General features: G+C 67.2%; 30 protein-coding genes and 1 pseudogene. 11 read left to right on the top strand and 20 right to left on the bottom strand.

Annotated features, from left to right (window positions below):
- Window positions 1-68 precede the first annotated feature (68 nt).
- From ACV4UZ_RS14200 to ACV4UZ_RS14170, 7 genes are all read right to left on the bottom strand, one after another.
- A complete protein-coding gene (locus ACV4UZ_RS14200; RefSeq protein WP_491601454.1) occupies window positions 69-2,621 on the bottom strand; it encodes a molybdopterin-dependent oxidoreductase in 2,553 nt (850 codons plus the stop codon).
- A 134-nt stretch (window positions 2,622-2,755) separates the two neighbouring features.
- The gene (nirD, locus tag ACV4UZ_RS14195) at window positions 2,756-3,091 is read right to left on the bottom strand and encodes a nitrite reductase small subunit NirD (protein WP_491601453.1); all 336 of its coding nucleotides are present in this window, start codon (window positions 3,089-3,091) and stop codon (window positions 2,756-2,758) included.
- A 4-nt stretch (window positions 3,092-3,095) separates the two neighbouring features.
- Window positions 3,096-5,555 (bottom strand): nitrite reductase large subunit NirB, encoded by a 2,460-nt coding sequence (gene nirB, locus ACV4UZ_RS14190; protein WP_491601452.1) that lies wholly within the window; start codon window positions 5,553-5,555, stop codon window positions 3,096-3,098.
- Window positions 5,552-6,775, bottom strand: coding sequence for a CmpA/NrtA family ABC transporter substrate-binding protein (locus tag ACV4UZ_RS14185; protein ID WP_491601443.1), 1,224 nt, complete (start codon window positions 6,773-6,775; stop codon window positions 5,552-5,554). Before ACV4UZ_RS14185 ends, nirB begins: the two co-directional genes overlap by 4 nt.
- Window positions 6,776-7,077: 302 nt before the next feature.
- Window positions 7,078-7,872: an ABC transporter ATP-binding protein gene (locus ACV4UZ_RS14180; protein WP_491601444.1), complete on the bottom strand. Its 795-nt coding sequence runs from the start codon at window positions 7,870-7,872 to the stop codon at window positions 7,078-7,080.
- Window positions 7,873-7,886: 14 nt separating this feature from the next.
- Complete coding sequence (gene ntrB, locus ACV4UZ_RS14175; RefSeq protein ID WP_491601445.1) at window positions 7,887-8,747, bottom strand: nitrate ABC transporter permease; 861 nt, start codon at window positions 8,745-8,747, stop codon at window positions 7,887-7,889.
- Between the two features lie 14 nt (window positions 8,748-8,761).
- Window positions 8,762-10,057: a CmpA/NrtA family ABC transporter substrate-binding protein gene (locus ACV4UZ_RS14170; RefSeq protein WP_491601446.1), complete on the bottom strand. Its 1,296-nt coding sequence runs from the start codon at window positions 10,055-10,057 to the stop codon at window positions 8,762-8,764.
- Here ACV4UZ_RS14170 and ACV4UZ_RS14165 point away from each other — a divergent pair.
- Complete coding sequence (locus ACV4UZ_RS14165) at window positions 10,032-10,283, top strand: hypothetical protein (protein ID WP_491601447.1); 252 nt, start codon at window positions 10,032-10,034, stop codon at window positions 10,281-10,283. The two genes, ACV4UZ_RS14170 and ACV4UZ_RS14165, sit on opposite strands and share 26 nt — an antisense overlap.
- Before the next feature lie 157 nt (window positions 10,284-10,440).
- Here the strand turns inward: ACV4UZ_RS14165 and ACV4UZ_RS14160 are convergent, their stop codons facing one another.
- Window positions 10,441-11,019: an ANTAR domain-containing response regulator gene (locus ACV4UZ_RS14160; RefSeq protein WP_491601448.1), complete on the bottom strand. Its 579-nt coding sequence runs from the start codon at window positions 11,017-11,019 to the stop codon at window positions 10,441-10,443.
- 173 nt (window positions 11,020-11,192) lie between these two features.
- On the opposite strand from ACV4UZ_RS14160, the gene ACV4UZ_RS14155 reads away from it, so the two are divergent.
- Entirely contained in the window at window positions 11,193-11,747 is a 555-nt protein-coding gene (locus ACV4UZ_RS14155) for a hypothetical protein (RefSeq protein ID WP_491601449.1), read from the top strand.
- 59 nt (window positions 11,748-11,806) lie between these two features.
- Here the strand turns inward: ACV4UZ_RS14155 and ACV4UZ_RS14150 are convergent, their stop codons facing one another.
- The 3 genes from ACV4UZ_RS14150 to ACV4UZ_RS14140 all read right to left on the bottom strand — a co-directional run bounded on the left by ACV4UZ_RS14150 (window position 11,807) and on the right by ACV4UZ_RS14140 (window position 13,360).
- Window positions 11,807-12,307 (bottom strand): hypothetical protein, encoded by a 501-nt coding sequence (locus ACV4UZ_RS14150; RefSeq protein ID WP_491601451.1) that lies wholly within the window; start codon window positions 12,305-12,307, stop codon window positions 11,807-11,809.
- Between the two features lie 54 nt (window positions 12,308-12,361).
- Window positions 12,362-12,703, bottom strand: a complete 342-nt coding sequence (locus ACV4UZ_RS14145) for a hypothetical protein (protein WP_491601450.1) — start codon at window positions 12,701-12,703, stop codon at window positions 12,362-12,364.
- 102 nt (window positions 12,704-12,805) lie between these two features.
- Entirely contained in the window at window positions 12,806-13,360 is a 555-nt protein-coding gene (locus ACV4UZ_RS14140) for a hypothetical protein (RefSeq protein ID WP_491601449.1), read from the bottom strand.
- A 173-nt stretch (window positions 13,361-13,533) separates the two neighbouring features.
- On the opposite strand from ACV4UZ_RS14140, the gene ACV4UZ_RS14135 reads away from it, so the two are divergent.
- Window positions 13,534-14,112, top strand: a complete 579-nt coding sequence (locus ACV4UZ_RS14135; protein WP_491601448.1) for an ANTAR domain-containing response regulator — start codon at window positions 13,534-13,536, stop codon at window positions 14,110-14,112.
- Between the two features lie 157 nt (window positions 14,113-14,269).
- Here ACV4UZ_RS14135 and ACV4UZ_RS14130 read toward each other — a convergent pair whose 3' ends face one another.
- Entirely contained in the window at window positions 14,270-14,521 is a 252-nt protein-coding gene (locus ACV4UZ_RS14130; RefSeq protein WP_491601447.1) for a hypothetical protein, read from the bottom strand.
- Here ACV4UZ_RS14130 and ACV4UZ_RS14125 point away from each other — a divergent pair.
- The 5 genes from ACV4UZ_RS14125 (at window position 14,496) to ACV4UZ_RS14105 (ending at window position 19,219) form a co-directional block, all read left to right on the top strand.
- Window positions 14,496-15,791 carry a CmpA/NrtA family ABC transporter substrate-binding protein gene (locus ACV4UZ_RS14125; protein ID WP_491601446.1) on the top strand — a complete coding sequence of 432 codons (1,296 nt, stop codon included), beginning with the start codon at window positions 14,496-14,498 and terminating at the stop codon, window positions 15,789-15,791. The two genes, ACV4UZ_RS14130 and ACV4UZ_RS14125, sit on opposite strands and share 26 nt — an antisense overlap.
- Before the next feature lie 14 nt (window positions 15,792-15,805).
- Window positions 15,806-16,666, top strand: a complete 861-nt coding sequence (ntrB, locus tag ACV4UZ_RS14120; protein ID WP_491601445.1) for a nitrate ABC transporter permease — start codon at window positions 15,806-15,808, stop codon at window positions 16,664-16,666.
- A 14-nt stretch (window positions 16,667-16,680) separates the two neighbouring features.
- Complete coding sequence (locus ACV4UZ_RS14115; protein WP_491601444.1) at window positions 16,681-17,475, top strand: ABC transporter ATP-binding protein; 795 nt, start codon at window positions 16,681-16,683, stop codon at window positions 17,473-17,475.
- A 302-nt stretch (window positions 17,476-17,777) separates the two neighbouring features.
- The gene (locus tag ACV4UZ_RS14110) at window positions 17,778-19,001 is read left to right on the top strand and encodes a CmpA/NrtA family ABC transporter substrate-binding protein (RefSeq protein ID WP_491601443.1); all 1,224 of its coding nucleotides are present in this window, start codon (window positions 17,778-17,780) and stop codon (window positions 18,999-19,001) included.
- On the top strand, window positions 18,998-19,219 hold the full coding sequence (locus ACV4UZ_RS14105) for an FAD-dependent oxidoreductase (RefSeq protein ID WP_491601442.1): 222 nt from the start codon (window positions 18,998-19,000) through the stop codon (window positions 19,217-19,219). The genes ACV4UZ_RS14110 and ACV4UZ_RS14105 overlap by 4 nt, the downstream gene beginning before the upstream one ends.
- Here the strand turns inward: ACV4UZ_RS14105 and ACV4UZ_RS14100 are convergent.
- The 3 genes from ACV4UZ_RS14100 to ACV4UZ_RS14090 form a co-directional block, all read right to left on the bottom strand.
- Entirely contained in the window at window positions 19,194-19,604 is a 411-nt protein-coding gene (locus ACV4UZ_RS14100; RefSeq protein ID WP_491601441.1) for an ABC transporter substrate-binding protein, read from the bottom strand. The two genes, ACV4UZ_RS14105 and ACV4UZ_RS14100, sit on opposite strands and share 26 nt — an antisense overlap.
- A 302-nt stretch (window positions 19,605-19,906) precedes the next feature.
- Window positions 19,907-20,701 (bottom strand): ABC transporter ATP-binding protein, encoded by a 795-nt coding sequence (locus ACV4UZ_RS14095; protein ID WP_491601440.1) that lies wholly within the window; start codon window positions 20,699-20,701, stop codon window positions 19,907-19,909.
- A 13-nt stretch (window positions 20,702-20,714) separates the two neighbouring features.
- The gene (locus ACV4UZ_RS14090; RefSeq protein WP_491601778.1) at window positions 20,715-21,089 is read right to left on the bottom strand and encodes an ABC transporter permease subunit; all 375 of its coding nucleotides are present in this window, start codon (window positions 21,087-21,089) and stop codon (window positions 20,715-20,717) included.
- Between ACV4UZ_RS14090 and ACV4UZ_RS14085 the strand changes: the two genes are divergently transcribed.
- Window positions 21,052-21,606 (top strand): hypothetical protein, encoded by a 555-nt coding sequence (locus ACV4UZ_RS14085; RefSeq protein ID WP_491601439.1) that lies wholly within the window; start codon window positions 21,052-21,054, stop codon window positions 21,604-21,606. The two genes, ACV4UZ_RS14090 and ACV4UZ_RS14085, sit on opposite strands and share 38 nt — an antisense overlap.
- Here ACV4UZ_RS14085 and ACV4UZ_RS14080 read toward each other — a convergent pair.
- The 3 genes and pseudogenes from ACV4UZ_RS14080 to ACV4UZ_RS14070 form a co-directional block, all read right to left on the bottom strand.
- The gene (locus tag ACV4UZ_RS14080; RefSeq protein WP_491601438.1) at window positions 21,587-21,793 is read right to left on the bottom strand and encodes a hypothetical protein; all 207 of its coding nucleotides are present in this window, start codon (window positions 21,791-21,793) and stop codon (window positions 21,587-21,589) included. The two genes, ACV4UZ_RS14085 and ACV4UZ_RS14080, sit on opposite strands and share 20 nt — an antisense overlap.
- A gap of 29 nt (window positions 21,794-21,822) precedes the next feature.
- The gene (locus tag ACV4UZ_RS14075; RefSeq protein ID WP_491601437.1) at window positions 21,823-22,509 is read right to left on the bottom strand and encodes a CmpA/NrtA family ABC transporter substrate-binding protein; all 687 of its coding nucleotides are present in this window, start codon (window positions 22,507-22,509) and stop codon (window positions 21,823-21,825) included.
- A gap of 31 nt (window positions 22,510-22,540) precedes the next feature.
- Window positions 22,541-22,762 (bottom strand): annotated as a pseudogene (locus ACV4UZ_RS14070) (ABC transporter substrate-binding protein); the annotation flags it as partial.
- Between the two features lie 92 nt (window positions 22,763-22,854).
- Here ACV4UZ_RS14070 and ACV4UZ_RS14065 point away from each other — a divergent pair.
- Window positions 22,855-23,193 carry a hypothetical protein gene (locus ACV4UZ_RS14065; RefSeq protein ID WP_491601436.1) on the top strand — a complete coding sequence of 113 codons (339 nt, stop codon included), beginning with the start codon at window positions 22,855-22,857 and terminating at the stop codon, window positions 23,191-23,193.
- A gap of 75 nt (window positions 23,194-23,268) precedes the next feature.
- Here the strand turns inward: ACV4UZ_RS14065 and ACV4UZ_RS14060 are convergent, their stop codons facing one another.
- A complete protein-coding gene (locus ACV4UZ_RS14060) occupies window positions 23,269-23,559 on the bottom strand; it encodes an ANTAR domain-containing response regulator (protein ID WP_491601435.1) in 291 nt (96 codons plus the stop codon).
- Window positions 23,532-23,846 carry an ANTAR domain-containing response regulator gene (locus tag ACV4UZ_RS14055; RefSeq protein ID WP_491601434.1) on the bottom strand — a complete coding sequence of 105 codons (315 nt, stop codon included), beginning with the start codon at window positions 23,844-23,846 and terminating at the stop codon, window positions 23,532-23,534. The genes ACV4UZ_RS14060 and ACV4UZ_RS14055 overlap by 28 nt, the downstream gene beginning before the upstream one ends.
- Window positions 23,847-24,221: 375 nt before the next feature.
- Here ACV4UZ_RS14055 and ACV4UZ_RS14050 point away from each other — a divergent pair, with 375 nt between their 5' ends.
- On the top strand, window positions 24,222-24,572 hold the full coding sequence (locus tag ACV4UZ_RS14050) for a hypothetical protein (protein WP_491601433.1): 351 nt from the start codon (window positions 24,222-24,224) through the stop codon (window positions 24,570-24,572).
- Window positions 24,573-24,668 lie beyond the last annotated feature (96 nt).

Here is a 24,668-nt window from a genome sequence, read left to right as displayed (position 1 = left end):
TGATCCGGGCATCCATGCCGCGCCACGTGGATGGCCGTGTCAAGCACGGCCATGACGCCATGAACGGCCTACGCCACCTTGGGCGCCGCTTCGGCCAGGATCGCCCGCAGTTCCGGGATGCACGAGCCGCAATTGGTGCCCGCCTTCAGCATGGCGCCGATTTCCGCCGGACTGGACAGGCGGTGGTCGCGGATGGCGGCACGGATGGCCGTGAGGCCGACGTTGAAACAGGCGCACACCGTCTTGTCGCGGCCCCGGTCGCCGCCGGGCGGCGCCCCGGCCACCAGGGTGGCGCGCTCGTCGCCGGCGATGGCGGCGCGGCCGAAGGCGGCCGCCACCCAGTCGGGCGAGAAGTCGGTGGCCCAGGGAAAGACGAACAGCACCGCATCCAGGCGGCCGCCCACCAGCCGCGCCCCCCGGTAATGGCCGCGATTGGGGTCGAGGAACTCGATCCATTCGCCGTCCCCGCCCAGCCATTGCCTGGCGGTGGCGGGCCAGTCCTCGCCGCCTTCGCCGGCCAGCCGCCAGATGGAATGGGCCTCGCCCGCCGCCTTGGCCCAGTAGAACGACCGGGGCAGCTCCACCGGGTCGCGCGACAGCAGCACGCCGTGCCAGGCGGCGGCCACCGGCTCGACCATCACCGGAGCCTGCTTCAGTTCCGGCTGGCCCGAGACGGGGTCGGTGGCGGCGTCGATCAGGCCGCCCACCACCGCGCCCGAGGCGGTGCGGTCGTTCCAGTGGATGGGGGCGAAGACCTCGCCCGGGCGCTGGCCCGAGTCGATGGCGACGCGCAGGACCACGCTGGACCGCGATCCCGAAACCTTGGCCAGTCCGCCATCGGCGAGGTTGAAGCGGATGGCGTCCTTGGGGTTGACCAGCAGCACCGGTTCGGGGGCGTGGGCGGCCAGCCGGGGCGAGCGGCCGGTGCGCGTCATGGTGTGCCACTGGTCGCGCATGCGTCCGGTGTTGAGGACCAGGGGAAAGGCCTCGTCGGTGGTGCGGGCCGGCGGGCGCGGCGTGATGTCGAGCATGCGGGCCTTGCCGTCGGGGTGGTAGAAGCGGCCGTCGGCGAACAGGCGCGCCGTGCCCTTGCCGGTGGCCTTCACCGGCCACTGGATGGGCTCCATGGCATCGTAATCGGTCCCCACCAGACCCGTCAGGTCCAGGTCGCGGGCGCCGTCGTTCTCGAAGGCGGTCAGGCGGCAGAACTCGTCGAAGATGGCGCCCGTATCGGCCCAGGCGAAGGCCTCGCCAAAGCCCATGCGGCTTGCCACCTGGGCAATGATCCACCAATCCCCCCGGGCCTCGCCCGGCGCGGCCAGGAAGGGACGCTGGCGCGAGATGCGGCGCTCGGAATTGGTGACGGTGCCCTCCTTCTCGCCCCAGGCCAGCGCCGGCAGGCGCACATGGGCGAAGCGGGCCGTATCGGTGTCGGCCTCGCATTCCGAGACCACCACGAAGGGGCAGGCCTGCATGGCGGCGCGCACGAGATCCGCCTCGGGCAGGCTGACCGCCGGGTTGGTGGCCATGACCCACAGGGCCTTGATCCTGCCCTCGGCCACGGCGCGGAACAGGTCCACCGCCTTGAGCCCCGGCTGGGTGGCCATGCGCGCCGCGTTCCAGAAGCGGCCGACCCGGTCCACGCTGGCCTCGTCGAAGCCCATATGGGCGGCCAGCATGTTGGCCAGCCCGCCCACCTCGCGCCCGCCCATGGCGTTGGGCTGGCCGGTGAGCGAGAACGGCCCCATGCCGGGCCGCCCGATACGGCCCGTCTGCAGGTGGCAGTTGATGATGGCATCCACCTTGTCGGTGCCCGAGGACGACTGGTTGATGCCCTGGGACCAGACGGTGACGGTCTTCTCGGTGTCGGCGAACCACGAGAAGAACTGGACGATCCGTTCCAGGGGCACGCCCACGTCCACATCGGTCTCCTCGCCCTTCAGGTGGGCGAGCAGGGCGTTGAACAGGATGGCGTCGGAGCCCGGGCGGATGGCCAGATGCAAATCGGCGCATTCGGCGGTGGCGGTGCGGCGCGGATCGACCACCACGATGCGCATGTCGGGGCGCCTTGTCTTGGCGGCCAGGATGCGCTGGAAGATGACGGGATGGCACCAGGCGGCGTTGGAGCCGACCAGCACCACCAGATCGGCCAGGTCCAGGTCTTCGTAGCAGCCGGGCACGGTGTCGGAGCCGAAGGCGCGCACATGGCCGGCCACGGTGGACGACATGCACAGCCTTGAATTGGTGTCGATGTTGGCCGAACCGATGAAGCCCTTCATCAGCTTGTTGGCGGCGTAGTAATCCTCGGTCAGCAACTGGCCCGAGACGTAGAAGGCCACGGAATCGGGGCCGTGTTCGGCGATGGCGGCGGAGAATTTCTCCGCCACCAGATCCAGTGCCGGCTTCCACGCCACCTGTTCCGCCCCGATCATGGGATGGAGCAGGCGGCCAGAGAGGCCGATGGTCTCGGCCAGGGCCGAGCCCTTGACGCACAGGCGGCCCAGATTGGCCGGATGCTCGGGATCGCCCCGCACCACCCATTCGGCGGATTCGTCCAGGCGGGCGGCGATGACGCCGCAGCCGACGCCGCAATAGGGACAGGTGGTGCGGATTGTATCCATGGTGTCCTCGTTTCAATCGTTCCGGCTCATGTCGCGCGCCTGTCATGCTGAGCGGCAGCGAAGCATCTTTCAGCCGAAGCGTCGGTTGCCTGAAAGGTCCTTCGGCTGCGCCTCAGGATGACATGTTGCTCCACCTAGCCATGGGCCACCTTTTTCGCGATTTCGAGCTTCAGCCAGACCTGGCCGTCGGCCACCTTGGATTCCACCGGGCGGGTGCAGCCCTCGTCGGGGGCGGTGGCCTCGCCGGTTTCCAGGTCGATGGTCCAGGAGTGCAGCGGACACACCACCACACGACCGGTGACGATGCCTTCCGACAGCGGGCCACCCTTGTGGGGACAGCGGTTGTGAAGGGCGAAAATCTCGTCGTCCCGGGTGCGGAACACCGCGATGTCGCCCTTGGCGGTATGGACGGTGCGGGCGCCCAGCCTGGGGATGTCCTCGACGCGTCCGATCTTGATCCAGTCCTGCATGGTCTCAGCCCACCTCTGCCAGGGATTTGAATTCGTGCGTGTCCACCGCGCCCGAGGCCCGTTCGGCCCAGGGGTCCACCTGCGCGTATTTCTGCGAGAAGACGAAGCGGGCGAAGGCGGCGCGGCGGCCTTCGGCGTCGTCCACCACCCGCTTCCTGACGTAATCCATGCCGACCCGCTCGACCCACGGCGCGGTGCGCTCCAGGTAGCGGGCTTCCTCGCGGTAGATCTGCATGAAGGCGCCGGAATATTCGAGCACCTCCTCCTCGGTGGCGACGCGGACCAGATGGTCGGTGCCGCGCAGCTCGATGCCGCCGTTGCCGCCCACCGAGATGTCATAGCCCGCCTCGACGCAGACCACGCCGATGTCCTTGATGGTGGCCTCGGCGCAGTTGCGCGGGCAGCCCGACACCGCCAGCTTGACCTTGTGCGGCGTCCACGAGCCCCACATCAGCTTCTCCAGCCTGACGCCGAGGCCGGTGGAATCCTGGGTGCCGAAGCGGCACCATTCCGAGCCGACGCAGGTCTTCACCGTGCGCAGGCCCTTGGAATAGGCGTGGCCGGAGATCAGCCCGGCCTTGCCCAGATCGGCCCACACGCCGGGCAGGTCTTCCTTCCTGACGCCCAGCAGGTCGATGCGCTGGCCGCCGGTGACCTTGACGGTGGGAATCTCGTACTTGTCGGCCACGTCGGCGATGGCGCGCAGCTCGTCGGGGGTGGTGAGGCCGCCCCACATGCGCGGCACCACCGAATAGGTGCCGTCCTTCTGGATGTTGGCGTGGACGCGCTCGTTGATGAAGCGGCTCTGGTAGTCGTCCACGTATTCGGCCGGCCAGGCGCACAGCAGGTAGTAGTTGAGCGCCGGGCGGCACTTGGCGCAGCCGTCGGCGTGGCGCCAGCCCAGCGCCGAGCGCACCGCGTCCTGGGTCTTGAGGCCCTGGGCGAGGATGGCCTTCCTGACCTCGTCGTGGGAGAGGTCGGTGCAGCCGCACATGCCGGCGGCCTTGGCCTCCACCACCTCGCCGGTGACGTGGGAGAGAATGGCCTGGACCACCGAGGCGCACTGGCCGCACGAAGCCGAGGCCTTGGTGTGGGCCTTGACCTCGTCGAGGCTGGTCAACCCCTTCTCGGTGATGGCCTTGACGATGGCGCCCTTGGAGACGCCGTTGCAGCCGCAGACCTGGGTGTCGTCGCTCATGGCGGCGACGTTGACGCCGCCCCCGTGGCCCTTGCAGGAGGTGTCGGCATAGGCCTGGCCGAAGATCATGCGGTCGCGGATGGCGGCCACGTCGGCCTTTTCGCGCATCAGCTGGAAGTACCACGAGCCGTCGGCCACGTCGCCGTACATCACGGCGCCCACCACGCGGTCGGCGCGGATGACCAGCTTCTTGTAAATGCCCTTGGCGGAGTCGCGGTAGACCAGCTCCTCGTCGGCCTCATCCTGGGCGGCCAGCTGGCCGGCCGAGAACACGTCGATGCCGGTGATCTTGAGCCGGGTGGACAGGGGCGGTGTCTCGTAATTGAGCTCGTCGCGGCCGGCCAGGCGCGAGGCGCAGACCTTGGCCTGCTCCCAGATGGGGGCGACCAGACCGAAGATCTGGCCCCGGTGCTCGACGCATTCGCCCACCGAATAGATGGCGGGGTCCGAGGTGGCCATGTCGTCGCCGACCTCGATGCCGCGGTTGATGTCCAGTCCGGCGGCCTTGGCCAGATCCACGTTGGGACGGATGCCGATGGCGACCACCACCAGATCGGCGGGAATCTCGCGGCCGTCGGTGAGCTTGACTCCCCGGGCGCGGCCGTCCTCGGCGCCCATGATCTCCTCGGTCTGGCCCGAGGTGAAGAAGTGCAGGCCGCGCTCGGTCAGGTCCTTCTGCAGCAGGCCACCGGCCTCCACGTCCAGCTGGCGCTCCATCAGGGTGGGCATCAGGTGGACCAGGGCGACGGGCATGCCGCGCCGCTTCAGGCCCCAGGCGGCTTCCAGGCCCAACAGACCGCCGCCGATCACCACGGCGCGCTGCTTCGCTTCGGCGGCGGCGAGCATCTTGTCCACGTCGGCGATGTCGCGGAAGGCGACCACGCCAGGCAGATCCAGGCCGGGCAGCGGCGGCATCAGCGGCTTGGAGCCGGTGGCCAGCAGCAGCCTGTCATAGGACACCACCACGCCGTTGGCCGAACTCACCGTCCTGGCGGCGCGGTCGATGGCGACCACCGGATCGCCGGTGTGAAGGGTGATGCCGTTCTCGGCGTACCAGGCGCGCGGGTTGATGACGATGTCGTCCACCTGCTTCTCGCCGGCCAGCACCGAGGACAGCATGATGCGGTTGTAATTGGGGTGGGGCTCGGCGCCGAACACCGTGATGTCGTAGCGGGCGGGCGCGATGGCCAGCAGCTCCTCCACGGTGCGCATGCCGGCCATGCCGTTGCCGATGACGACCAGCTTCTGGCGGGGAACAGCGTTCATGTGAGGTCTCCTGATTCGGTCTTCGCGGCGGGGGCCGGAGCGGTGACGCGGGAGGTGAAGGGGTCGAAGGTGCCGCCGCCCAGCAGCAGGTCGGGACCCATCTCCATGGGGCGGGTGGATTTCGACAGGGTCCAGGGAACGGCGTGGCCGCCCTCGGTCTTGTAGTCGGTGAGCGGGACGGCCAGGCCCTGGGCCAGGGCCGCCACCCGGTAGAGGTCGGGGCGGAACACGGATTCGGCGGCCGAGCGCGAATCCAGGGTGGCGGGGGCCATGTCCCAGCGCTTCATCATCTCCAGGTACCACATGGCCTGGGAGCGCCAGGGGAAGTTGGCGGCGAAGGCGTGGAAGGTGATCAGGTCCCGGGGCAGGCCGTTCTCGCCCAGCAGCGGCGCCCGCAAGGCTTCGAGCGGGGCGTTGACGTATTGCGGCTGGGCCAGCAGCTCCGCCAGTTCCGGCCGGTTGTCGTCACACCAGCGGGCGGCGTTGATCAGGGCCTGCAGCGCCGCCAGATGGGTTTCGGGATGGCGCTCCGCCCATCCTTGCGTGACGGCGAAGACCTTTTCCAGCCGGCCGGCGAAAATGTCGCGGCTGGTGGCGGCGATGCGGCCCAGATTCATGCGTGCCGCCAGGCTGCCCCAGGGCTCGCCGACGCAATAGCCGACGATGTTGCCCGCCGACAGGAACGAGATCATCTGGGGCGGCGGCACCACGGTGAAGGCGACGTCCTTCTGGGTGTCGATGCCGGCCGCTTCCATCCACAGGCGCAGCTCGGCGGCGTGGGGGGAATAGGGATAGACGGTGGCGAAGGTCATGGGCGGCCGGCCGCGGGCCCTGTCGGCCTCGATCACCCGCTTCAGGGCGCGGGCCGAGACCGGGCGGGCGGCCATGGCTTCGGGATCGGCCGCCTGCATGCGCTCCCAAAGGGCGTTGCCCAGCGTGATGGTGTTGCCGCCGAGATTGAGCGCCATGCCGGCGGCCATGGGCACCCGGAGCGGAGAAAGCCCCAGGCTCATGGCCAGCGGCATGGGAGCCAGCATCTGGGCGCCGTCCAGCGCGCCCACCGCCACCTTGTCGCGGATGGAGGCCCACGAGGACTCCCGCGACAGCTCCACGTCCAGGCCCATCTCGGCGAAGAAGCCGCGCTCCTTGGCGACCACCAGGGGGGCCGCGTCGATCAGGGGCACGATACCGAACTTCAGGCGGGTCTTTTCCAGGTTCATGACTTTGATCCCTCGGCCAAACAAAAAGGCGTTCCGCGGAATCTCCGGCGCCGGCCCCGAGGGGCAGCGTCGAATTCCGTGGAACGCCTTTGTTCCTCCAGCCCCATCGGCCGCTTCGTCGCGATCCCGGGGTTTCGTTTTCGGGCTTGGAGCCTCGCCATTGAGGCCCCGAGCCGTGTCCTGCAAACTCGCCTGCTGACTTGCACACCCCATGCCAAGGCCGGAACGGCGGATCGGCGGGGTTTTGCCGGCAGGTGTGCCTAAGAAATAGGCTTACAAAAAAGAGGTGTTCAAAAACTAGACTATGCCGCGTGGCTGGCCGGGGCGTGGCCATGGAGGAAGCGCAGCACCTCGGCCCGCAGGTGGTTGTAATGGGGGTCGGCGGCCAGATCGACGCGGCGGCGCGGACGCTCCAGGTCGATGTCGAGAATCTGGCCGATGGTGGCGGCCGGGCCGTTGTTCATCATCACGATGCGGTCGGACAGCAGCACGGATTCGTCCACGTCGTGGGTGATCATGATCACCGTGTTGCCCAGGCGGTTGTGGATTTCCATCAAGCTGTCCTGCAGGTGGGCGCGGGTCAGCGCGTCCAGCGCCCCGAACGGCTCGTCCAGCAGCAGGACCTTGGGCTCCATGGCCAGGGCGCGGGCGATGCCGACGCGCTGCTTCATGCCGCCCGAGATCTCGCCCGGCTTCTTGTCCTTGGCCTGGTCCATGCGCACCAGCGACAGATTGTGCATGGTCCAGTCGTGGCGCTCGGCCTTGGTCTTGGTGCTGCCCAGCACCTTGTCCACCGCCATGCGCACGTTGTCGTAGACCGTGAGCCAGGGCAGCAGCGAGTGGTTCTGGAACACCACGGCGCGGTCGGGGCCGGGGGAGTCCACCTCGCGGCCTTCCAGCAGCACGCCCCCCTCGGTGGCCTGGAGCAGACCGGCGACGATGTTGAGCAGGGTGGACTTGCCGCAGCCGGAATGGCCGATCACCGAAATGAACTCGCCCTTCTCGATGCGGAGCTTGACGTCGTCCAGGGCGCAGAACGATCCCTTGTCGGTCTTGAAGGTGATGCCGACGTTCTCGATGGAGAGATAGGCGCTCATGACGGGGGTCCTTTCTAGCTCGAGAATTTCTGGCCGATGAAGGTGATCATGCGGTCCAGCATGAAGCCCACCAGGCCGACATAGATCAGGGCCAGGATGATCTCGCTCATCAGCGAGCTGTTCCAGGCGTCCCAGATGAAGAAGCCGATGCCCACGCCGCCGATCAGCATCTCGGCCGCCACGATGGCCAGCCACGAGAGGCCGATGCCGATCTTCAGGCCGGTGAAGATGTAGGGCACGGTGGCGGGGATGACGATCTTGAAGAAGAACTCGATGGGCGACAGGCGCAGCACGGCGGCGACGTTGCGGTAATCCTGGGGGATGTTGCGCACGCCGACGGCGGTGTTGAGGATGATCGGCCACACCGAGGTGATGAAGATCACGAAGATGGCGGACGGGTCGGCCTGGCGGAAGGCGGCCAGCGAGATGGGCAGCCAGGCCAGCGGCGGCACGGTGCGCAGCACCTGGAAGATGGGGTCCAGCGCCCGGTAGGCCATGGTGCTCTGGCCGATCAGCACGCCGAGGAAGATGCCGGCCAGGGAGGACAGGGCGAAGCCCACCGCGACGCGCTTCAGCGAGGCGAACAGATGCCAGAACAGGCCCTTGTCCACGCCGCCGCGATCGAAGAACGGATCGACGATCAGGCCCCAGGTGTCCTGCACCACCTTGACCGGACCGGGCAGCATGGCGTTGGGGCCGGAACAGGCCAGTTGCCAGACGCCCAGAACCACCGCCAGCCCGATCATGGGCGGCAGGACGCGGCCGGCCACCTCCTTGGCCTTCCTGGCGGCGGCGCTGACCGGGACGACGGGCTTGTAGGCGGTCGCCTTGGTGGTGTCGGGGGTCACGCCGACGGGATTGGTTGCCATGGTCATGTCATCCTCCTCGGTCAGACCGCCGCGCGCTTGATGGCGAGGCTCTTCAGGTAGGCGGTGGGGTTGGCGGGGTCGAAGGTCTTGCCGTCGAAGAACTTCTCGATGCCGCGCGAGGTGGAGGTGGGGATCTGCGCCGCCGGAACGCCCAGATCCTTGGCGGCGGCCCGCCAGATGTCCTCGCGGTTGACCTGAGCGATCAGCGCCTTGGTGTCGAGATCCATGGGCTGGTAGCCCCAGCGCTGGTTCTCGGTCAGGAACCACAGCTCGTGGCTCTGGAAGGGATAGGAGGCGAAGTCCTTCCAGAACTTCATGACGTGGGGGCTCTTTTCCACCAGGCGGCCGTCGCCGTAATTGATGAAGCCCGAGGCGCGCGCCACGATGTCCTCGACCGGCACCTTGAACCATTCGCGGCCGGAGACGATCTTGCACATCTCCTCGATGTTGGCCTCGCACCACTGGGCGGCCTCCATGACCGCCATGGTGACGGCCTTGGCCGCCTTGGGGTTCTTCTCCACCCAGTCGGCGCGCATGGCCAGGCTCTTTTCCGGATGGTTGGCCCACAATTCGCCGGTGGTCACCGCCGAGAAGCCGATGCCCTGGTGGGCCAGCTGGTCGTTCCACGGCTCGCCGACGCAGAAGGCCTCCATGGTGCCCACCTTCATGTTGGCCACCATCTGGGGCGGCGGCACCACGATGGTGGAGACGTCCTTGTCGGGGTCGATGCCGTTGGCGGCCAGCCAGTAGCGGATCCACATGTCGTGGGTGCCGCCGGGGAAGGTCATGGCCACCTTGATCTCCTTGCCCGCCGCGCGGCCCTTGGCCAGGGCCGGGCCGAAGGCCTTGGCCTCGGTGGTCAGCTTCAGCTCCTTGTAGGCGTTGGAGACCGAGATGCACTGGCCGTTGGTGTTGAGGCGCGCCAGGATGTTCATGGGCACCTTGGCGTTGTTCTTGGTGATGCGGCCCGAGCTCATCTGGTAGGGCATGGGGGTCAGGATGTGGGCGCCGTCGATGCCGCCGCCGGCCGAGCCCAGCTCCAGGTTGTCACGGGTGGTGCCCCACGAGGCCTGCTTCAGCACCTGCACGTCGGGCATGCCGTGCTTGGCGAAGAAGCCCTTCTCCTTGGCGATGATCAGCGGCGAGGAATCGGTCAGCGCGATGAAGCCGAACACGGCGCCCTTGACCTCCGGGGTATCGCCGGCGGCGGCCCAGGCGCCGCCGGGCAGGGCGGCGCGGGCGGCGGCCAGCACGGCGGCGGAGGCCAGGACGGAACGGCGGGAGATACCCTTGGTCGTGGTGCTGTTGCTGGTCATGGTCGTCGTGTCCTTCGTTAGCCAAAACGCAAAAAAGGCGTTCCGCGGCGTCACGCCATCCCATGAAAGGGGGCGCAATTCCGTGGAACGCCTTTGTTCCTTGTTCGGCCTGGCCGGCATCGTCGCCGGATGGGCCGTTTGTGATCTCGTGGGGCGGGACCTCGCCATTGAGGGGCTCCGCCGTCACGAAATGGATAAGCAACCGCCGTGCCAGAGTGGAAATTGACCGATTCCGGTGCTTTGCTGCGGCGCAACAGGCTGTGCAAGCCTATTTTTTAGACACAAACGCAAAACTGTCTAAAAAATAGACATTTGCGGTGCTGTTTCCTGGTTGGGGGGTGCCGATGACCGGCCGGCGGGCATTCGGCTAGAAAAGCGGCAGATCAGCCGAGCAGCTCGGCGGCCTCGATGATCTTGTTGGCCACGTCGATCAGGCGCTGCTTCTGGTCCATGGCCATGCGGCGCATCAGGCGGTAGGCCTCGTCTTCCTCCACCTTGCGCCGCTTCATCAGGATGCCCTTGGCCTTCTCGATCTGCTTGCGCTCGGCCAGCGTGGTCCGGGCCTTGTCCAGTTCCCCCCGCAGGGACTGGAACTGGGCGAAACGGGCGATGGCCACGTCGATGACCGGGCGGACCCGGTCGGGCTTCAGTCCATCGACCACATAGGCGGACACGCCGGCGTCCACCGCCGCCTTGATGGTCTCGGGCTTGCCGTCCTGGGCGAACATCACCACCGGCCGGCCCTGCTCGATGCCGACGCGGCGCATATCTTCCAAGGTGTCGCGGTCGGGGGAATCGATGTCGACGATGATCACGTCGGCGGCCAGTTCCGCCACGCGGGCGGGCAGGCCGGCGCCGCTGGCGAACACCGCCACCACGGTGAAGCCGTCGGCCTCCAGCGAGGTTCGGACCATTTCGGCCCGGTCCCGCTCGTCGTCCACCACGATGACCCGCAATCCCATGTCCGTTCCTTGTGACAGTGCCGAAGGGAAACAAGCATGTATCATGCCAGTTGTCGAGCCGGCGCCCTTTCCCCAAGGTGGCCCCTCGGCCGGGCATTGCAATGCCCGGCAGCGGTGCTACCCTCGCCGGAAGGGCAGGACGAGGAGTGGGTCCGGTGGTCGGAAAACTGGCATTGGCGGTTCTTCTCGCGGTCCTGGCGGCCTTTCCCGCCGTCGCGGCCGGGGGCAAGAAGGAAGGCGGCGGCGAGTCCCAGGGCGCCATGTGGACGACCTTGCCCGGCCCGCGCGAGGTCGTGGTGGCTCCGCCCCAGGCCAGCGAAAGCCTGGGCACCGTGGCGGTGATCGCCACCATGTGGGCGGGGTCGGGCTCGGCCAAGTGCCGGGTCAATTTCGTGGTGGAGAACTATTCCTCGGCCAACGTGGCGCTCGGCTTCATCGCCCGGACCTTCGGGGCCAAGGACGAGCTGGTGGACAATTGGGTGGTCAGCGTCGCCACGCTGGCGCCCAACGGCCGGACCGGACGGCTGTTCTCCTGCACGCTGGGGGCGACCCAGTTCACCATCGTGCCCACCAGCGGCTACGACTGGCCGCCGGTCAAGTGCGTGAAGGCGGGCGAGGAAACCGAGATGTGCCCGCTCACCCTCAGGCTGACCTCCACCGTTCCCATCGCGCTGGGCAAGGAAGAGAAGAAGCCGGAAAAGGTCGAGGACAAGAAGGGCAAGAAGTAGCATATCCTCGACTTCTTTCAGGCTTGCCTTCGCATGACCGCCGCCCTAGGTTCGGTCGCTCAAGGGGGGCGGCGAATGGCCGGACGATCAGCAATCGGATGGATGAGGCCGGCGGCGGCATGGCTGCTGGCGCTTGCCCTGCTGCTCGGCACCATGCCGCCCGTTCCCGTGGCCGTCGGCGGCACGGGGCCGGATGCCTTCGTCGCCGCCGATCTCTGCTCCACCTCCCATGGTGTCGATCCCGCCGGAACGGCCGGATCGAAGCATGATTGCGGCAACCATTGCTGCGTCCTGTCGGGCAAGGTGCTGCCGCCCGCGCCGCTGTCCCCGCGGCCGTTGAGGTTGAGGCCCGGCGTGCCGGAAAGCAGCCTGGCGGTGTCGCCGGCGGCGTTGGCCTTGGCCTCGGCCGGAACGCTGAGGCGAGGCGCCGAGATCACCACTTCCGGAATCTCTTCGGCCAGGGCGGCCCCCGACATCAGGAGGGTGGAGAGAAAGGTGCTGGCAAGCAGGCGGACTCGGCCATGCCGAAATCCGCCACGATGAATCGCGTGGCAGGTCATGATGTTCCTCGATGAATGAATCGCTGAAGGCGGCCCGGACGGGCGGGCCGTGTCTTAGGCGGCGAGGAACGGAGGGGCGCGGGCCGGCGGGACAGGAGCGGGCGGCTGGTCGGGCGCGAGAGACGGCACCGGGCCGGACCGCGCGGCGACCACCAGCCCCAACGGCCGCGGGGACAGCGGCGCGGGCGGCAGCACCTTGCCCGACAGGACGCAGCAATGGTTGCCGCAATCATGCTTCGATCCGGCCGTTCCGGCGGGATCGACACCATGGGAGGTGGAGCAGAGATCGGCGGCGACGAAGGCATCCGGCCCCGTGCCGCCGACGGCCACGGGAACGGGCGGCATGGTGCCGAGCAGCAGGGCAAGCGCCAGCAGCCATGCCGCCGCCGGCCTCATCCATCCGATTGCTGATCGTCCGGCCATTCGCCGCCCCCCTTGAGCGACCGAACCTAGGGCGGCGGTCATGCGAAGGCAAGCCTGAAAGAAGTCGAGGATATGCTACTTCTTGCCCTTCTTGTCCTCGACCTTTTCCGGCTTCTTCTCTTCCTTGCCCAGCGCGATGGGAACGGTGGAGGTCAGCCTGAGGGTGAGCGGGCACATCTCGGTTTCCTCGCCCGCCTTCACGCACTTGACCGGCGGCCAGTCGTAGCCGCTGGTGGGCACGATGGTGAACTGGGTCGCCCCCAGCGTGCAGGAGAACAGCCGTCCGGTCCGGCCGTTGGGCGCCAGCGTGGCGACGCTGACCACCCAATTGTCCACCAGCTCGTCCTTGGCCCCGAAGGTCCGGGCGATGAAGCCGAGCGCCACGTTGGCCGAGGAATAGTTCTCCACCACGAAATTGACCCGGCACTTGGCCGAGCCCGACCCCGCCCACATGGTGGCGATCACCGCCACGGTGCCCAGGCTTTCGCTGGCCTGGGGCGGAGCCACCACGACCTCGCGCGGGCCGGGCAAGGTCGTCCACATGGCGCCCTGGGACTCGCCGCCGCCTTCCTTCTTGCCCCCGGCCGCGACGGCGGGAAAGGCCGCCAGGACCGCGAGAAGAACCGCCAATGCCAGTTTTCCGACCACCGGACCCACTCCTCGTCCTGCCCTTCCGGCGAGGGTAGCACCGCTGCCGGGCATTGCAATGCCCGGCCGAGGGGCCACCTTGGGGAAAGGGCGCCGGCTCGACAACTGGCATGATACATGCTTGTTTCCCTTCGGCACTGTCACAAGGAACGGACATGGGATTGCGGGTCATCGTGGTGGACGACGAGCGGGACCGGGCCGAAATGGTCCGAACCTCGCTGGAGGCCGACGGCTTCACCGTGGTGGCGGTGTTCGCCAGCGGCGCCGGCCTGCCCGCCCGCGTGGCGGAACTGGCCGCCGACGTGATCATCGTCGACATCGATTCCCCCGACCGCGACACCTTGGAAGATATGCGCCGCGTCGGCATCGAGCAGGGCCGGCCGGTGGTGATGTTCGCCCAGGACGGCAAGCCCGAGACCATCAAGGCGGCGGTGGACGCCGGCGTGTCCGCCTATGTGGTCGATGGACTGAAGCCCGACCGGGTCCGCCCGGTCATCGACGTGGCCATCGCCCGTTTCGCCCAGTTCCAGTCCCTGCGGGGGGAACTGGACAAGGCCCGGACCACGCTGGCCGAGCGCAAGCAGATCGAGAAGGCCAAGGGCATCCTGATGAAGCGGCGCAAGGTGGAGGAAGACGAGGCCTACCGCCTGATGCGCCGCATGGCCATGGACCAGAAGCAGCGCCTGATCGACGTGGCCAACAAGATCATCGAGGCCGCCGAGCTGCTCGGCTGATCTGCCGCTTTTCTAGCCGAATGCCCGCCGGCCGGTCATCGGCACCCCCCAACCAGGAAACAGCACCGCAAATGTCTATTTTTTAGACAGTTTTGCGTTTGTGTCTAAAAAATAGGCTTGCACAGCCTGTTGCGCCGCAGCAAAGCACCGGAATCGGTCAATTTCCACTCTGGCACGGCGGTTGCTTATCCATTTCGTGACGGCGGAGCCCCTCAATGGCGAGGTCCCGCCCCACGAGATCACAAACGGCCCATCCGGCGACGATGCCGGCCAGGCCGAACAAGGAACAAAGGCGTTCCACGGAATTGCGCCCCCTTTCATGGGATGGCGTGACGCCGCGGAACGCCTTTTTTGCGTTTTGGCTAACGAAGGACACGACGACCATGACCAGCAACAGCACCACGACCAAGGGTATCTCCCGCCGTTCCGTCCTGGCCTCCGCCGCCGTGCTGGCCGCCGCCCGCGCCGCCCTGCCCGGCGGCGCCTGGGCCGCCGCCGGCGATACCCCGGAGGTCAAGGGCGCCGTGTTCGGCTTCATCGCGCTGACCGATTCCTCGCCGCTGATCATCGCCAAGGAGAAGGGCTTCTTCGCCAAGCACGGCATGCCCGACGTGCAGGTGCTGAAGCAGGCCTCGTGGGGCACCACCCGTGACAACCTGGAGCTGGGCTCGGCCGGCGGCGGCATCGACGGCGCCCACATCCTGACCCCCATGCCCTACCAGATGAGCTCGGGCCGCATCACCAAGAACAACGCCAAGGTGCCCATGAACATCCTGGCGCGCCTCAACACCAACGGCCAGTGCATCTCGGTCTCCAACGCCTACAAGGAGCTGAAGCTGACCACCGAGGCCAAGGCCTTCGGCCCGGCCCTGGCCAAGGGCCGCGCGGCGGGCAAGGAGATCAAGGTGGCCATGACCTTCCCCGGCGGCACCCACGACATGTGGATCCGCTACTGGCTGGCCGCCAACGGCATCGACCCCGACAAGGACGTCTCCACCATCGTGGTGCCGCCGCCCCAGATGGTGGCCAACATGAAGGTGGGCACCATGGAGGCCTTCTGCGTCGGCGAGCCGTGGAACGACCAGCTGGCCCACCAGGGCATCGGCTTCTCGGCGGTGACCACCGGCGAATTGTGGGCCAACCATCCGGAAAAGAGCCTGGCCATGCGCGCCGACTGGGTGGAGAAGAACCCCAAGGCGGCCAAGGCCGTCACCATGGCGGTCATGGAGGCCGCCCAGTGGTGCGAGGCCAACATCGAGGAGATGTGCAAGATCGTCTCCGGCCGCGAATGGTTCAAGGTGCCGGTCGAGGACATCGTGGCGCGCGCCTCGGGCTTCATCAATTACGGCGACGGCCGCCTGGTGGAAAAGAGCCCCCACGTCATGAAGTTCTGGAAGGACTTCGCCTCCTATCCCTTCCAGAGCCACGAGCTGTGGTTCCTGACCGAGAACCAGCGCTGGGGCTACCAGCCCATGGATCTCGACACCAAGGCGCTGATCGCTCAGGTCAACCGCGAGGACATCTGGCGGGCCGCCGCCAAGGATCTGGGCGTTCCGGCGGCGCAGATCCCCACCTCCACCTCGCGCGGCATCGAGAAGTTCTTCGACGGCAAGACCTTCGACCCCGCCAACCCCACCGCCTACCTGAAGAGCCTCGCCATCAAGCGCGCGGCGGTCTGACCGAGGAGGATGACATGACCATGGCAACCAATCCCGTCGGCGTGACCCCCGACACCACCAAGGCGACCGCCTACAAGCCCGTCGTCCCGGTCAGCGCCGCCGCCAGGAAGGCCAAGGAGGTGGCCGGCCGCGTCCTGCCGCCCATGATCGGGCTGGCGGTGGTTCTGGGCGTCTGGCAACTGGCCTGTTCCGGCCCCAACGCCATGCTGCCCGGTCCGGTCAAGGTGGTGCAGGACACCTGGGGCCTGATCGTCGATCCGTTCTTCGATCGCGGCGGCGTGGACAAGGGCCTGTTCTGGCATCTGTTCGCCTCGCTGAAGCGCGTCGCGGTGGGCTTCGCCCTGTCCTCCCTGGCCGGCATCTTCCTCGGCGTGCTGATCGGCCAGAGCACCATGGCCTACCGGGCGCTGGACCCCATCTTCCAGGTGCTGCGCACCGTGCCGCCGCTGGCCTGGCTGCCCATCTCGCTGGCCGCCTTCCGCCAGGCCGACCCGTCCGCCATCTTCGTGATCTTCATCACCTCGGTGTGGCCGATCATCCTCAACACCGCCGTCGGCGTGCGCAACATCCCCCAGGATTACCGCAACGTCGCCGCCGTGCTGCGCCTGTCGCCCATCGAGTTCTTCTTCAAGATCGTCATCCCCGCCACCGTGCCCTACATCTTCACCGGCCTGAAGATCGGCATCGGCCTCTCGTGGCTGGCCATCGTGGCGGCCGAGATGCTGATCGGCGGCGTGGGCATCGGCTTCTTCATCTGGGACGCCTGGAACAGCTCGCTGATGAGCGAGATCATCCTGGCCCTGATCTATGTCGGCCTGGTGGGCTTCATGCTGGACCGCATGATCACCTTCATCGGCCAGAAATTCTCGAGCTAGAAAGGACCCCCGTCATGAGCGCCTATCTCTCCATCGAGAACGTCGGCATCACCTTCAAGACCGACAAGGGATCGTTCTGCGCCCTGGACGACGTCAAGCTCCGCATCGAGAAGGGCGAGTTCATTTCGGTGATCGGCCATTCCGGCTGCGGCAAGTCCACCCTGCTCAACATCGTCGCCGGTCTGCTCCAGGCCACCGAGGGGGGCGTGCTGCTGGAAGGCCGCGAGGTGGACTCCCCCGGCCCCGACCGCGCCGTGGTGTTCCAGAACCACTCGCTGCTGCCCTGGCTCACGGTCTACGACAACGTGCGCATGGCGGTGGACAAGGTGCTGGGCAGCACCAAGACCAAGGCCGAGCGCCACGACTGGACCATGCACAATCTGTCGCTGGTGCGCATGGACCAGGCCAAGGACAAGAAGCCGGGCGAGATCTCGGGCGGCATGAAGCAGCGCGTCGGCATCGCCCGCGCCCTGGCCATGGAGCCCAAGGTCCTGCTGCTGGACGAGCCGTTCGGGGCGCTGGACGCGCTGACCCGCGCCCACCTGCAGGACAGCTTGATGGAAATCCACAACCGCCTGGGCAACACGGTGATCATGATCACCCACGACGTGGACGAATCCGTGCTGCTGTCCGACCGCATCGTGATGATGAACAACGGCCCGGCCGCCACCATCGGCCAGATTCTCGACATCGACCTGGAGCGTCCGCGCCGCCGCGTCGATCTGGCCGCCGACCCCCATTACAACCACCTGCGGGCCGAGGTGCTGCGCTTCCTCCATGGCCACGCCCCGGCCAGCCACGCGGCATAGTCTAGTTTTTGAACACCTCTTTTTTGTAAGCCTATTTCTTAGGCACACCTGCCGGCAAAACCCCGCCGATCCGCCGTTCCGGCCTTGGCATGGGGTGTGCAAGTCAGCAGGCGAGTTTGCAGGACACGGCTCGGGGCCTCAATGGCGAGGCTCCAAGCCCGAAAACGAAACCCCGGGATCGCGACGAAGCGGCCGATGGGGCTGGAGGAACAAAGGCGTTCCACGGAATTCGACGCTGCCCCTCGGGGCCGGCGCCGGAGATTCCGCGGAACGCCTTTTTGTTTGGCCGAGGGATCAAAGTCATGAACCTGGAAAAGACCCGCCTGAAGTTCGGTATCGTGCCCCTGATCGACGCGGCCCCCCTGGTGGTCGCCAAGGAGCGCGGCTTCTTCGCCGAGATGGGCCTGGACGTGGAGCTGTCGCGGGAGTCCTCGTGGGCCTCCATCCGCGACAAGGTGGCGGTGGGCGCGCTGGACGGCGCCCAGATGCTGGCTCCCATGCCGCTGGCCATGAGCCTGGGGCTTTCTCCGCTCCGGGTGCCCATGGCCGCCGGCATGGCGCTCAATCTCGGCGGCAACACCATCACGCTGGGCAACGCCCTTTGGGAGCGCATGCAGGCGGCCGATCCCGAAGCCATGGCCGCCCGCCCGGTCTCGGCCCGCGCCCTGAAGCGGGTGATCGAGGCCGACAGGGCCCGCGGCCGGCCGCCCATGACCTTCGCCACCGTCTATCCCTATTCCCCCCACGCCGCCGAGCTGCGCCTGTGGATGGAAGCGGCCGGCATCGACACCCAGAAGGACGTCGCCTTCACCGTGGTGCCGCCGCCCCAGATGATCTCGTTCCTGTCGGCGGGCAACATCGTCGGCTATTGCGTCGGCGAGCCCTGGGGCAGCCTGGCGGCACGCATGAATCTGGGCCGCATCGCCGCCACCAGCCGCGACATTTTCGCCGGCCGGCTGGAAAAGGTCTTCGCCGTCACGCAAGGATGGGCGGAGCGCCATCCCGAAACCCATCTGGCGGCGCTGCAGGCCCTGATCAACGCCGCCCGCTGGTGTGACGACAACCGGCCGGAACTGGCGGAGCTGCTGGCCCAGCCGCAATACGTCAACGCCCCGCTCGAAGCCTTGCGGGCGCCGCTGCTGGGCGAGAACGGCCTGCCCCGGGACCTGATCACCTTCCACGCCTTCGCCGCCAACTTCCCCTGGCGCTCCCAGGCCATGTGGTACCTGGAGATGATGAAGCGCTGGGACATGGCCCCCGCCACCCTGGATTCGCGCTCGGCCGCCGAATCCGTGTTCCGCCCCGACCTCTACCGGGTGGCGGCCCTGGCCCAGGGCCTGGCCGTCCCGCTCACCGACTACAAGACCGAGGGCGGCCACGCCGTTCCCTGGACCCTGTCGAAATCCACCCGCCCCATGGAGATGGGTCCCGACCTGCTGCTGGGCGGCGGCACCTTCGACCCCTTCACCTCCCGCGTCACCGCTCCGGCCCCCGCCGCGAAGACCGAATCAGGAGACCTCACATGAACGCTGTTCCCCGCCAGAAGCTGGTCGTCATCGGCAACGGCATGGCCGGCATGCGCACCGTGGAGGAGCTGCTGGCCATCGCGCCCGCCCGCTACGACATCACGGTGTTCGGCGCCGAGCCCCACCCCAATTACAACCGCATCATGCTGTCGTCGGTGCTGGCCGGGGAGAAGCCGGTGGACGACAGCGTCATCACCCGCGCGCCTGGTACGCCGTGAACGGCATCACCTCACACCGTTGAGGGCGCGGGCCCAGACCGGTCATGGCCGGCCGTGGCTTCGTCGGCCGCCTGCACGGCCAGGGGGCCGCCCAGTGGTGTTGCCGCCGGGATTGAGGCGCGGCGTTACATCCGCCGGCGGCCATGGGCACCCGGAGCGGAGAAAGCCCCAGGCTCATGGCCAGCGGCATGGGAGCCAGCATCTGGGCGCCGTCCAGCGCGCCCACCGCCACCTTGTCGCGGATGGAGGCCCACGAGGACTCCCGCGACAGCTCCACGTCCAGGCCCATCTCGGCGAAGAAGCCGCGCTCCTTGGCGACCACCAGGGGGGCCGCGTCGATCAGGGGCACGATACCGAACTTCAGGCGGGTCTTTTCCAGGTTCATGACTTTGATCCCTCGGCCAAACAAAAAGGCGTTCCGCGGAATCTCCGGCGCCGGCCCCGAGGGGCAGCGTCGAATTCCGTGGAACGCCTTTGTTCCTCCAGCCCCATCGGCCGCTTCGTCGCGATCCCGGGGTTTCGTTTTCGGGCTTGGAGCCTCGCCATTGAGGCCCCGAGCCGTGTCCTGCAAACTCGCCTGCTGACTTGCACACCCCATGCCAAGGCCGGAACGGCGGATCGGCGGGGTTTTGCCGGCAGGTGTGCCTAAGAAATAGGCTTACAAAAAAGAGGTGTTCAAAAACTAGACTATGCCGCGTGGCTGGCCGGGGCGTGGCCATGGAGGAAGCGCAGCACCTCGGCCCGCAGGTGGTTGTAATGGGGGTCGGCGGCCAGATCGACGCGGCGGCGCGGACGCTCCAGGTCGATGTCGAGAATCTGGCCGATGGTGGCGGCCGGGCCGTTGTTCATCGTCACGATGCGGTCGGACAGCAGCACGGATTCGTCCACGTCGTGGGTGATCATGATCACCGTGTTGCCCAGGCGGTTGTGGATTTCCATCAAGCTGTCCTGCAGGTGGGCGCGGGTCAGCGCGTCCAGCGCCCCGAACGGCTCGTCCAGCAGCAGGACCTTGGGCTCCATGGCCAGGGCGCGGGCGATGCCGACGCGCTGCTTCATGCCGCCCGAGATCTCGCCCGGCTTCTTGTCCTTGGCCTGGTCCATGCGCACCAGCGACAGATTGTGCATGGTCCAGTCGTGGCGCTCGGCCTTGGTCTTGGTGCTGCCCAGCACCTTGTCCACCGCCATGCGCACGTTGTCGTAGACCGTGAGCCAGGGCGGCAGCGAGTGGTTCTGGAACACCACGGCGCGGTCGGGGCCGGGGGAGTCCACCTCGCGGCCTTCCAGCAGCACGCCCCCCTCGGTGGCCTGGAGCAGACCGGCGACGATGTTGAGCAGGGTGGACTTGCCGCAGCCGGAATGGCCGATCACCGAAATGAACTCGCCCTTCTCGATGCGGAGCTTGACGTCGTCCAGGGCGCAGAACGATCCCTTGTCGGTCTTGAAGGTGATGCCGACGTTCTCGATGGAGAGATAGGCGCTCATGACGGGGTCCTTTCTAGCTCGAGAATTTCTGGCCGATGAAGGTGATCATGCGGTCCAGCATGAAGCCCACCAGGCCGACATAGATCAGGGCCAGGATGATCTCGCTCATCAGCGAGCTGTTCCAGGCGTCCCCGATGAAGAAGCCGATGCCCACGCCGCCGATCAGCATCTCGGCCGCCACGATGGCCAGCCACGAGAGGCCGATGCCGATCTTCAGGCCGGTGAAGATGTAGGGCACGGTGGCGGGGATGACGATCTTGAAGAAGAACTCGATGGGCGACAGGCGCAGCACGGCGGCGACGTTGCGGTAATCCTGGGGGATGTTGCGCACGCCGACGGCGGTGTTGAGGATGATCGGCCACACCGAGGTGATGAAGATCACGAAGATGGCGGACGGGTCGGCCTGGCGGAAGGCGGCCAGCGAGATGGGCAGCCAGGCCAGCGGCGCCGGTGCGCAGCACCTGGAAGATGGGGTCCAGCGCCCGGTAGGCCATGGTGCTCTGGCCGATCAGCACGCCGAGGAAGATGCCGGCCAGGGAGGACAGGGCGAAGCCCACCGCGACGCGCTTCAGCGAGGCGAACAGATGCCAGAACAGGCCCTTGTCCACGCCGCCGCGATCGAAGAACGGATCGACGATCAGGCCCCAGGTGTCCTGCACCACCTTGACCGGACCGGGCAGCATGGCGTTGGGGCCGGAACAGGCCAGTTGCCAGACGCCCAGAACCACCGCCAGCCCGATCATGGGCGGCAGGACGCGGCCGGCCACCTCCTTGGCCTTCCTGGCGGCGGCGCTGACCGGGACGACGGGCTTGTAGGCGGTCGCCTTGGTGGTGTCGGGGGTCACGCCGACGGGATTGGTTGCCATGGTCATGTCATCTCCTCGGTCAGACCGCCGCGCGCTTGATGGCGAGGCTCTTCAGGTAGGCGGTGGGGTTGGCGGGGTCGAAGGTCTTGCCGTCGAAGAACTTCTCGATGCCGCGCGAGGTGGAGGTGGGGATCTGCGCCGCCGGAACGCCCAGATCCTTGGCGGCGGCCCGCCAGATGTCCTCGCGGTTGACCTGAGCGATCAGCGCCTTGGTGTCGAGATCCATGGGCTGGTAGCCCCAGCGCTGGTTCTCGGTCAGGAACCACAGCTCGTGGCTCTGGGAAGGGATAGGGAGGCGAAGTCCTTCCAGAACTTCATGACGTGGGGGCTCTTTTCCACCAGGCGGCCGTCGCCGTAATTGATGAAGCCCGAGGCGCGCGCCACGATGTCCTCGACCGGCACCTTGAACCATTCGCGGCCGGAGACGATCTTGCACATCTCCTCGATGTTGGCCTCGCACCACTGGGCGGCCTCCATGACCGCCATGGTGACGGCCTTGGCCGCCTTGGGGTTCTTCTCCACCCAGTCGGCGCGCATGGCCAGGCTCTTTTCCGGATGGTTGGCCCACAATTCGCCGGTGGTCACCGCCGAGAAGCCGATGCCCTGGTGGGCCAGCTGGTCGTTCCACGGCTCGCCGACGCAGAAGGCCTCCATGGTGCCCACCTTCATGTTGGCCACCATCTGGGGCGGCGGCACCACGATGGTGGAGACGTCCTTGTCGGGGTCGATGCCGTTGGCGGCCAGCCAGTAGCGGATCCACATGTCGTGGGTGCCGCCGGGGAAGGTCATGGCCACCTTGATCTCCTTGCCCGCCGCGCGGCCCTTGGCCAGGGCCGGGCCGAAGGCCTTGGCCTCGGTGGTCAGCTTCAGCTCCTTGTAGGCGTTGGAGACCGAGATGCACTGGCCGTTGGTGTTGAGGCGCGCCAGGATGTTCATGGGCACCTTGCGGTCTCTTGGTGATGCGGCCCGAGCTCATCTGGTAGGGCATGGGGGTCAGGATGTGGGCGCCGTCGATGCCGCCGCCGGCCGAGCCCAGCTCCAGGTTGTCACGGGTGGTGCCCCACGAGGCCTGCTTGAGCACCTGCACGTCGGGCATGCCGTGCTTGGCGAAGAAGCCCTTCTCCTTGGCGATGATCAGCGGCGAGGAATCGGTCAGCGCGATGAAGCCGAACACGGCGCCCTTGACCTCCGGGATCGCCGGCGGCGGCCCAGGCGCCGCCGGGCAGGGCGGCGCGGGCGGCGGCCAGCACGGCGGCGGAGGCCAGGATGGTAAATGCGGAGATACCCTTGGTCGTGGTGCTGTTGTCGGTCATGGTCGTCGTGTCCTTCGTTAGCCAAAACGCAAAAAAGGCGTTCCGCGGCGTCACGCCATCCCATGAAAGGGGGCGCAATTCCGTGGAACGCCTTTGTTCCTTGTTCGGCCTGGCCGGCATCGTCGCCGGATGGCCTGTTCGTGAGGAATTCTCGTGGGGCGGGACCTCGCCATTGAGGGGCTCCGCCGTCACGAAATGGAAAAGCAACCGCCGTGCCAGAGTGGAAATTGACCGATTCCGGTGCTTTGCTGCGGCGCAACAGGCTGTGCAAGCCTATTTTTTAGACACAAACGCAAAACTGTCTAAAAAATAGACATTTGCGGTGCTGTTTCCTGGTTGGGGGGTGCCGATGACCGGCCGGCGGGCATTCGGCTAGAAAAGCGGCAGATCAGCCGAGCAGCTCGGCGGCCTCGATGATCTTGTTGGCCACGTCGATCAGGCGCTGCTTCTGGTCGATGGCCATGCGGCGCATCAGGCGGTAGGCCTCGTCTTCCTCCACCTTGCGCCGCTTCATCAGGATGCCCTTGGCCTTCTCGATCTGCTTGCGCTCGGCCAGCGTGGTCCGGGCCTCGTCCAGTTCCCCCCGCAGGGACTGGAACTGGGCGAAACGGGCGATGGCCACGTCGATGACCGGGCGGACCCGGTCGGGCTTCAGTCCATCGACCACATAGGCGGACACGCCGGCGTCCACCGCCGCCTTGATGGTCTGGGCTTGCCGTCCTGGGCGAACATCACCACCGGCCGGCCCTGCTCGATGCCGACGTGGCGCATATCTTCCAAGGTGTCGCGGTCGGGGGAATCGATGTCGACGATGATCACGTCGGCGGCCAGTTCCGCCACGCGGGCGGGCAGGCCGGCGCCGCTGGCGAACACCGCCACCACGGTGAAGCCGTCGGCCTCCAGCGAGGTTCGGACCATTTCGGCCCGGTCCCGCTCGTCGTCCACCACGATGACCCGCAATCCCATGTCCGTTCCTTGTGACAGTGCCGAAGGGAAACAAGCATGTATCATGCCAGTTGTCGAGCCGGCGCCCTTTCCCCAAGGTGGCCCCTCGGCCGGGCATTGCAATGCCCGGCAGCGGCGTCATCCTCGCCGGAAGGGCAGGACGAGGAGTGGTCTGGGTGCCGGAGATCTGGCATTGGCGGTTCTTCTCGCGGTCCTGGCGGCCTTTCCTGCTGTCGCGGCCGGGGGCAAGAAGGAAGGCGGCGGCGAGTCCCAGGGCGCCATGTGGACGACCTTGCCCGGCCCGCGCGAGGTCGTGGTGGCTCCGCCCCAGGCCAGCGAAGGCCTGGGCACCGTGGCGGTGATCGCCACCATGTGGGCGGGGTCGGGCTCGGCCAAGTGCCGGGTCAATTTCGTGGTGGAGAACGATTTCTGGCCAACGTGGCGCTCGGCTTCATCGCCCGGACCTTCGGGGCCATGGACGAGCTGGTGGACAATTGGGTGGTCAGCGTCGCCACGCTGGCGCCCAACGGCCGGACCGGACGGCTGTTCTCCTGCACGCTGGGGGCGACCCAGTTCACCATCGTGCCCACCAGCGGCTACGACTGGCCGCCGGTCAAGTGCGTGAAGGCGGGCGAGGAAACCGAGATGTGCCCGCTCACCCTCAGGCTGACCTCCACCGTTCCCATCGCGCTGGGCAAGGAAGAGAAGAAGCCGGAAAAGGTCGAGGACAAGAAAGGCAAGAAGTAGCATATCCTCGACTTCTTTCAGGCTTGCCTTCGCATGACCGCCGCCCTAGGTTCGGTTGCTCAGGGGGTGGCTAATGGCCGGACGATCAGCAATCGG

Source organism: Paramagnetospirillum sp. (assembly GCF_058402745.1).
The sequence above is the reverse complement of the archived record's forward strand: the minus strand, read 5'-3'. Positions and strand labels throughout refer to the sequence as shown.

Bases quoted from the DNA above. Each gene is read 5' to 3' on its own strand.
- ACV4UZ_RS14200 (WP_491601454.1), bottom strand. From the start codon at position 2,621: ATGGATACAATCCGCACCACCTGTCCCTATTGCGGCGTCGGCTGCGGC.
- nirD (WP_491601453.1), bottom strand. From the start codon at position 3,091: ATGCAGGACTGGATCAAGATCGGACGCGTCGAGGACATCCCCAGGCTG.
- nirB (WP_491601452.1), bottom strand. From the start codon at position 5,555: ATGAACGCTGTTCCCCGCCAGAAGCTGGTCGTCATCGGCAACGGCATG.
- ACV4UZ_RS14185 (WP_491601443.1), bottom strand. From the start codon at position 6,775: ATGAACCTGGAAAAGACCCGCCTGAAGTTCGGTATCGTGCCCCTGATC.
- ACV4UZ_RS14180 (WP_491601444.1), bottom strand. From the start codon at position 7,872: ATGAGCGCCTATCTCTCCATCGAGAACGTCGGCATCACCTTCAAGACC.
- ntrB (WP_491601445.1), bottom strand. From the start codon at position 8,747: ATGACCATGGCAACCAATCCCGTCGGCGTGACCCCCGACACCACCAAG.
- ACV4UZ_RS14170 (WP_491601446.1), bottom strand. From the start codon at position 10,057: ATGACCAGCAACAGCACCACGACCAAGGGTATCTCCCGCCGTTCCGTC.
- ACV4UZ_RS14160 (WP_491601448.1), bottom strand. From the start codon at position 11,019: ATGGGATTGCGGGTCATCGTGGTGGACGACGAGCGGGACCGGGCCGAA.
- ACV4UZ_RS14150 (WP_491601451.1), bottom strand. From the start codon at position 12,307: ATGACCTGCCACGCGATTCATCGTGGCGGATTTCGGCATGGCCGAGTC.
- ACV4UZ_RS14145 (WP_491601450.1), bottom strand. From the start codon at position 12,703: ATGAGGCCGGCGGCGGCATGGCTGCTGGCGCTTGCCCTGCTGCTCGGC.
- ACV4UZ_RS14135 (WP_491601448.1), top strand. From the start codon at position 13,534: ATGGGATTGCGGGTCATCGTGGTGGACGACGAGCGGGACCGGGCCGAA.
- ACV4UZ_RS14125 (WP_491601446.1), top strand. From the start codon at position 14,496: ATGACCAGCAACAGCACCACGACCAAGGGTATCTCCCGCCGTTCCGTC.
- ntrB (WP_491601445.1), top strand. From the start codon at position 15,806: ATGACCATGGCAACCAATCCCGTCGGCGTGACCCCCGACACCACCAAG.
- ACV4UZ_RS14115 (WP_491601444.1), top strand. From the start codon at position 16,681: ATGAGCGCCTATCTCTCCATCGAGAACGTCGGCATCACCTTCAAGACC.
- ACV4UZ_RS14110 (WP_491601443.1), top strand. From the start codon at position 17,778: ATGAACCTGGAAAAGACCCGCCTGAAGTTCGGTATCGTGCCCCTGATC.
- ACV4UZ_RS14105 (WP_491601442.1), top strand. From the start codon at position 18,998: ATGAACGCTGTTCCCCGCCAGAAGCTGGTCGTCATCGGCAACGGCATG.
- ACV4UZ_RS14100 (WP_491601441.1), bottom strand. From the start codon at position 19,604: ATGAACCTGGAAAAGACCCGCCTGAAGTTCGGTATCGTGCCCCTGATC.
- ACV4UZ_RS14095 (WP_491601440.1), bottom strand. From the start codon at position 20,701: ATGAGCGCCTATCTCTCCATCGAGAACGTCGGCATCACCTTCAAGACC.
- ACV4UZ_RS14085 (WP_491601439.1), top strand. From the start codon at position 21,052: ATGATCGGCCACACCGAGGTGATGAAGATCACGAAGATGGCGGACGGG.
- ACV4UZ_RS14080 (WP_491601438.1), bottom strand. From the start codon at position 21,793: ATGGATCTCGACACCAAGGCGCTGATCGCTCAGGTCAACCGCGAGGAC.
- ACV4UZ_RS14055 (WP_491601434.1), bottom strand. From the start codon at position 23,846: ATGGGATTGCGGGTCATCGTGGTGGACGACGAGCGGGACCGGGCCGAA.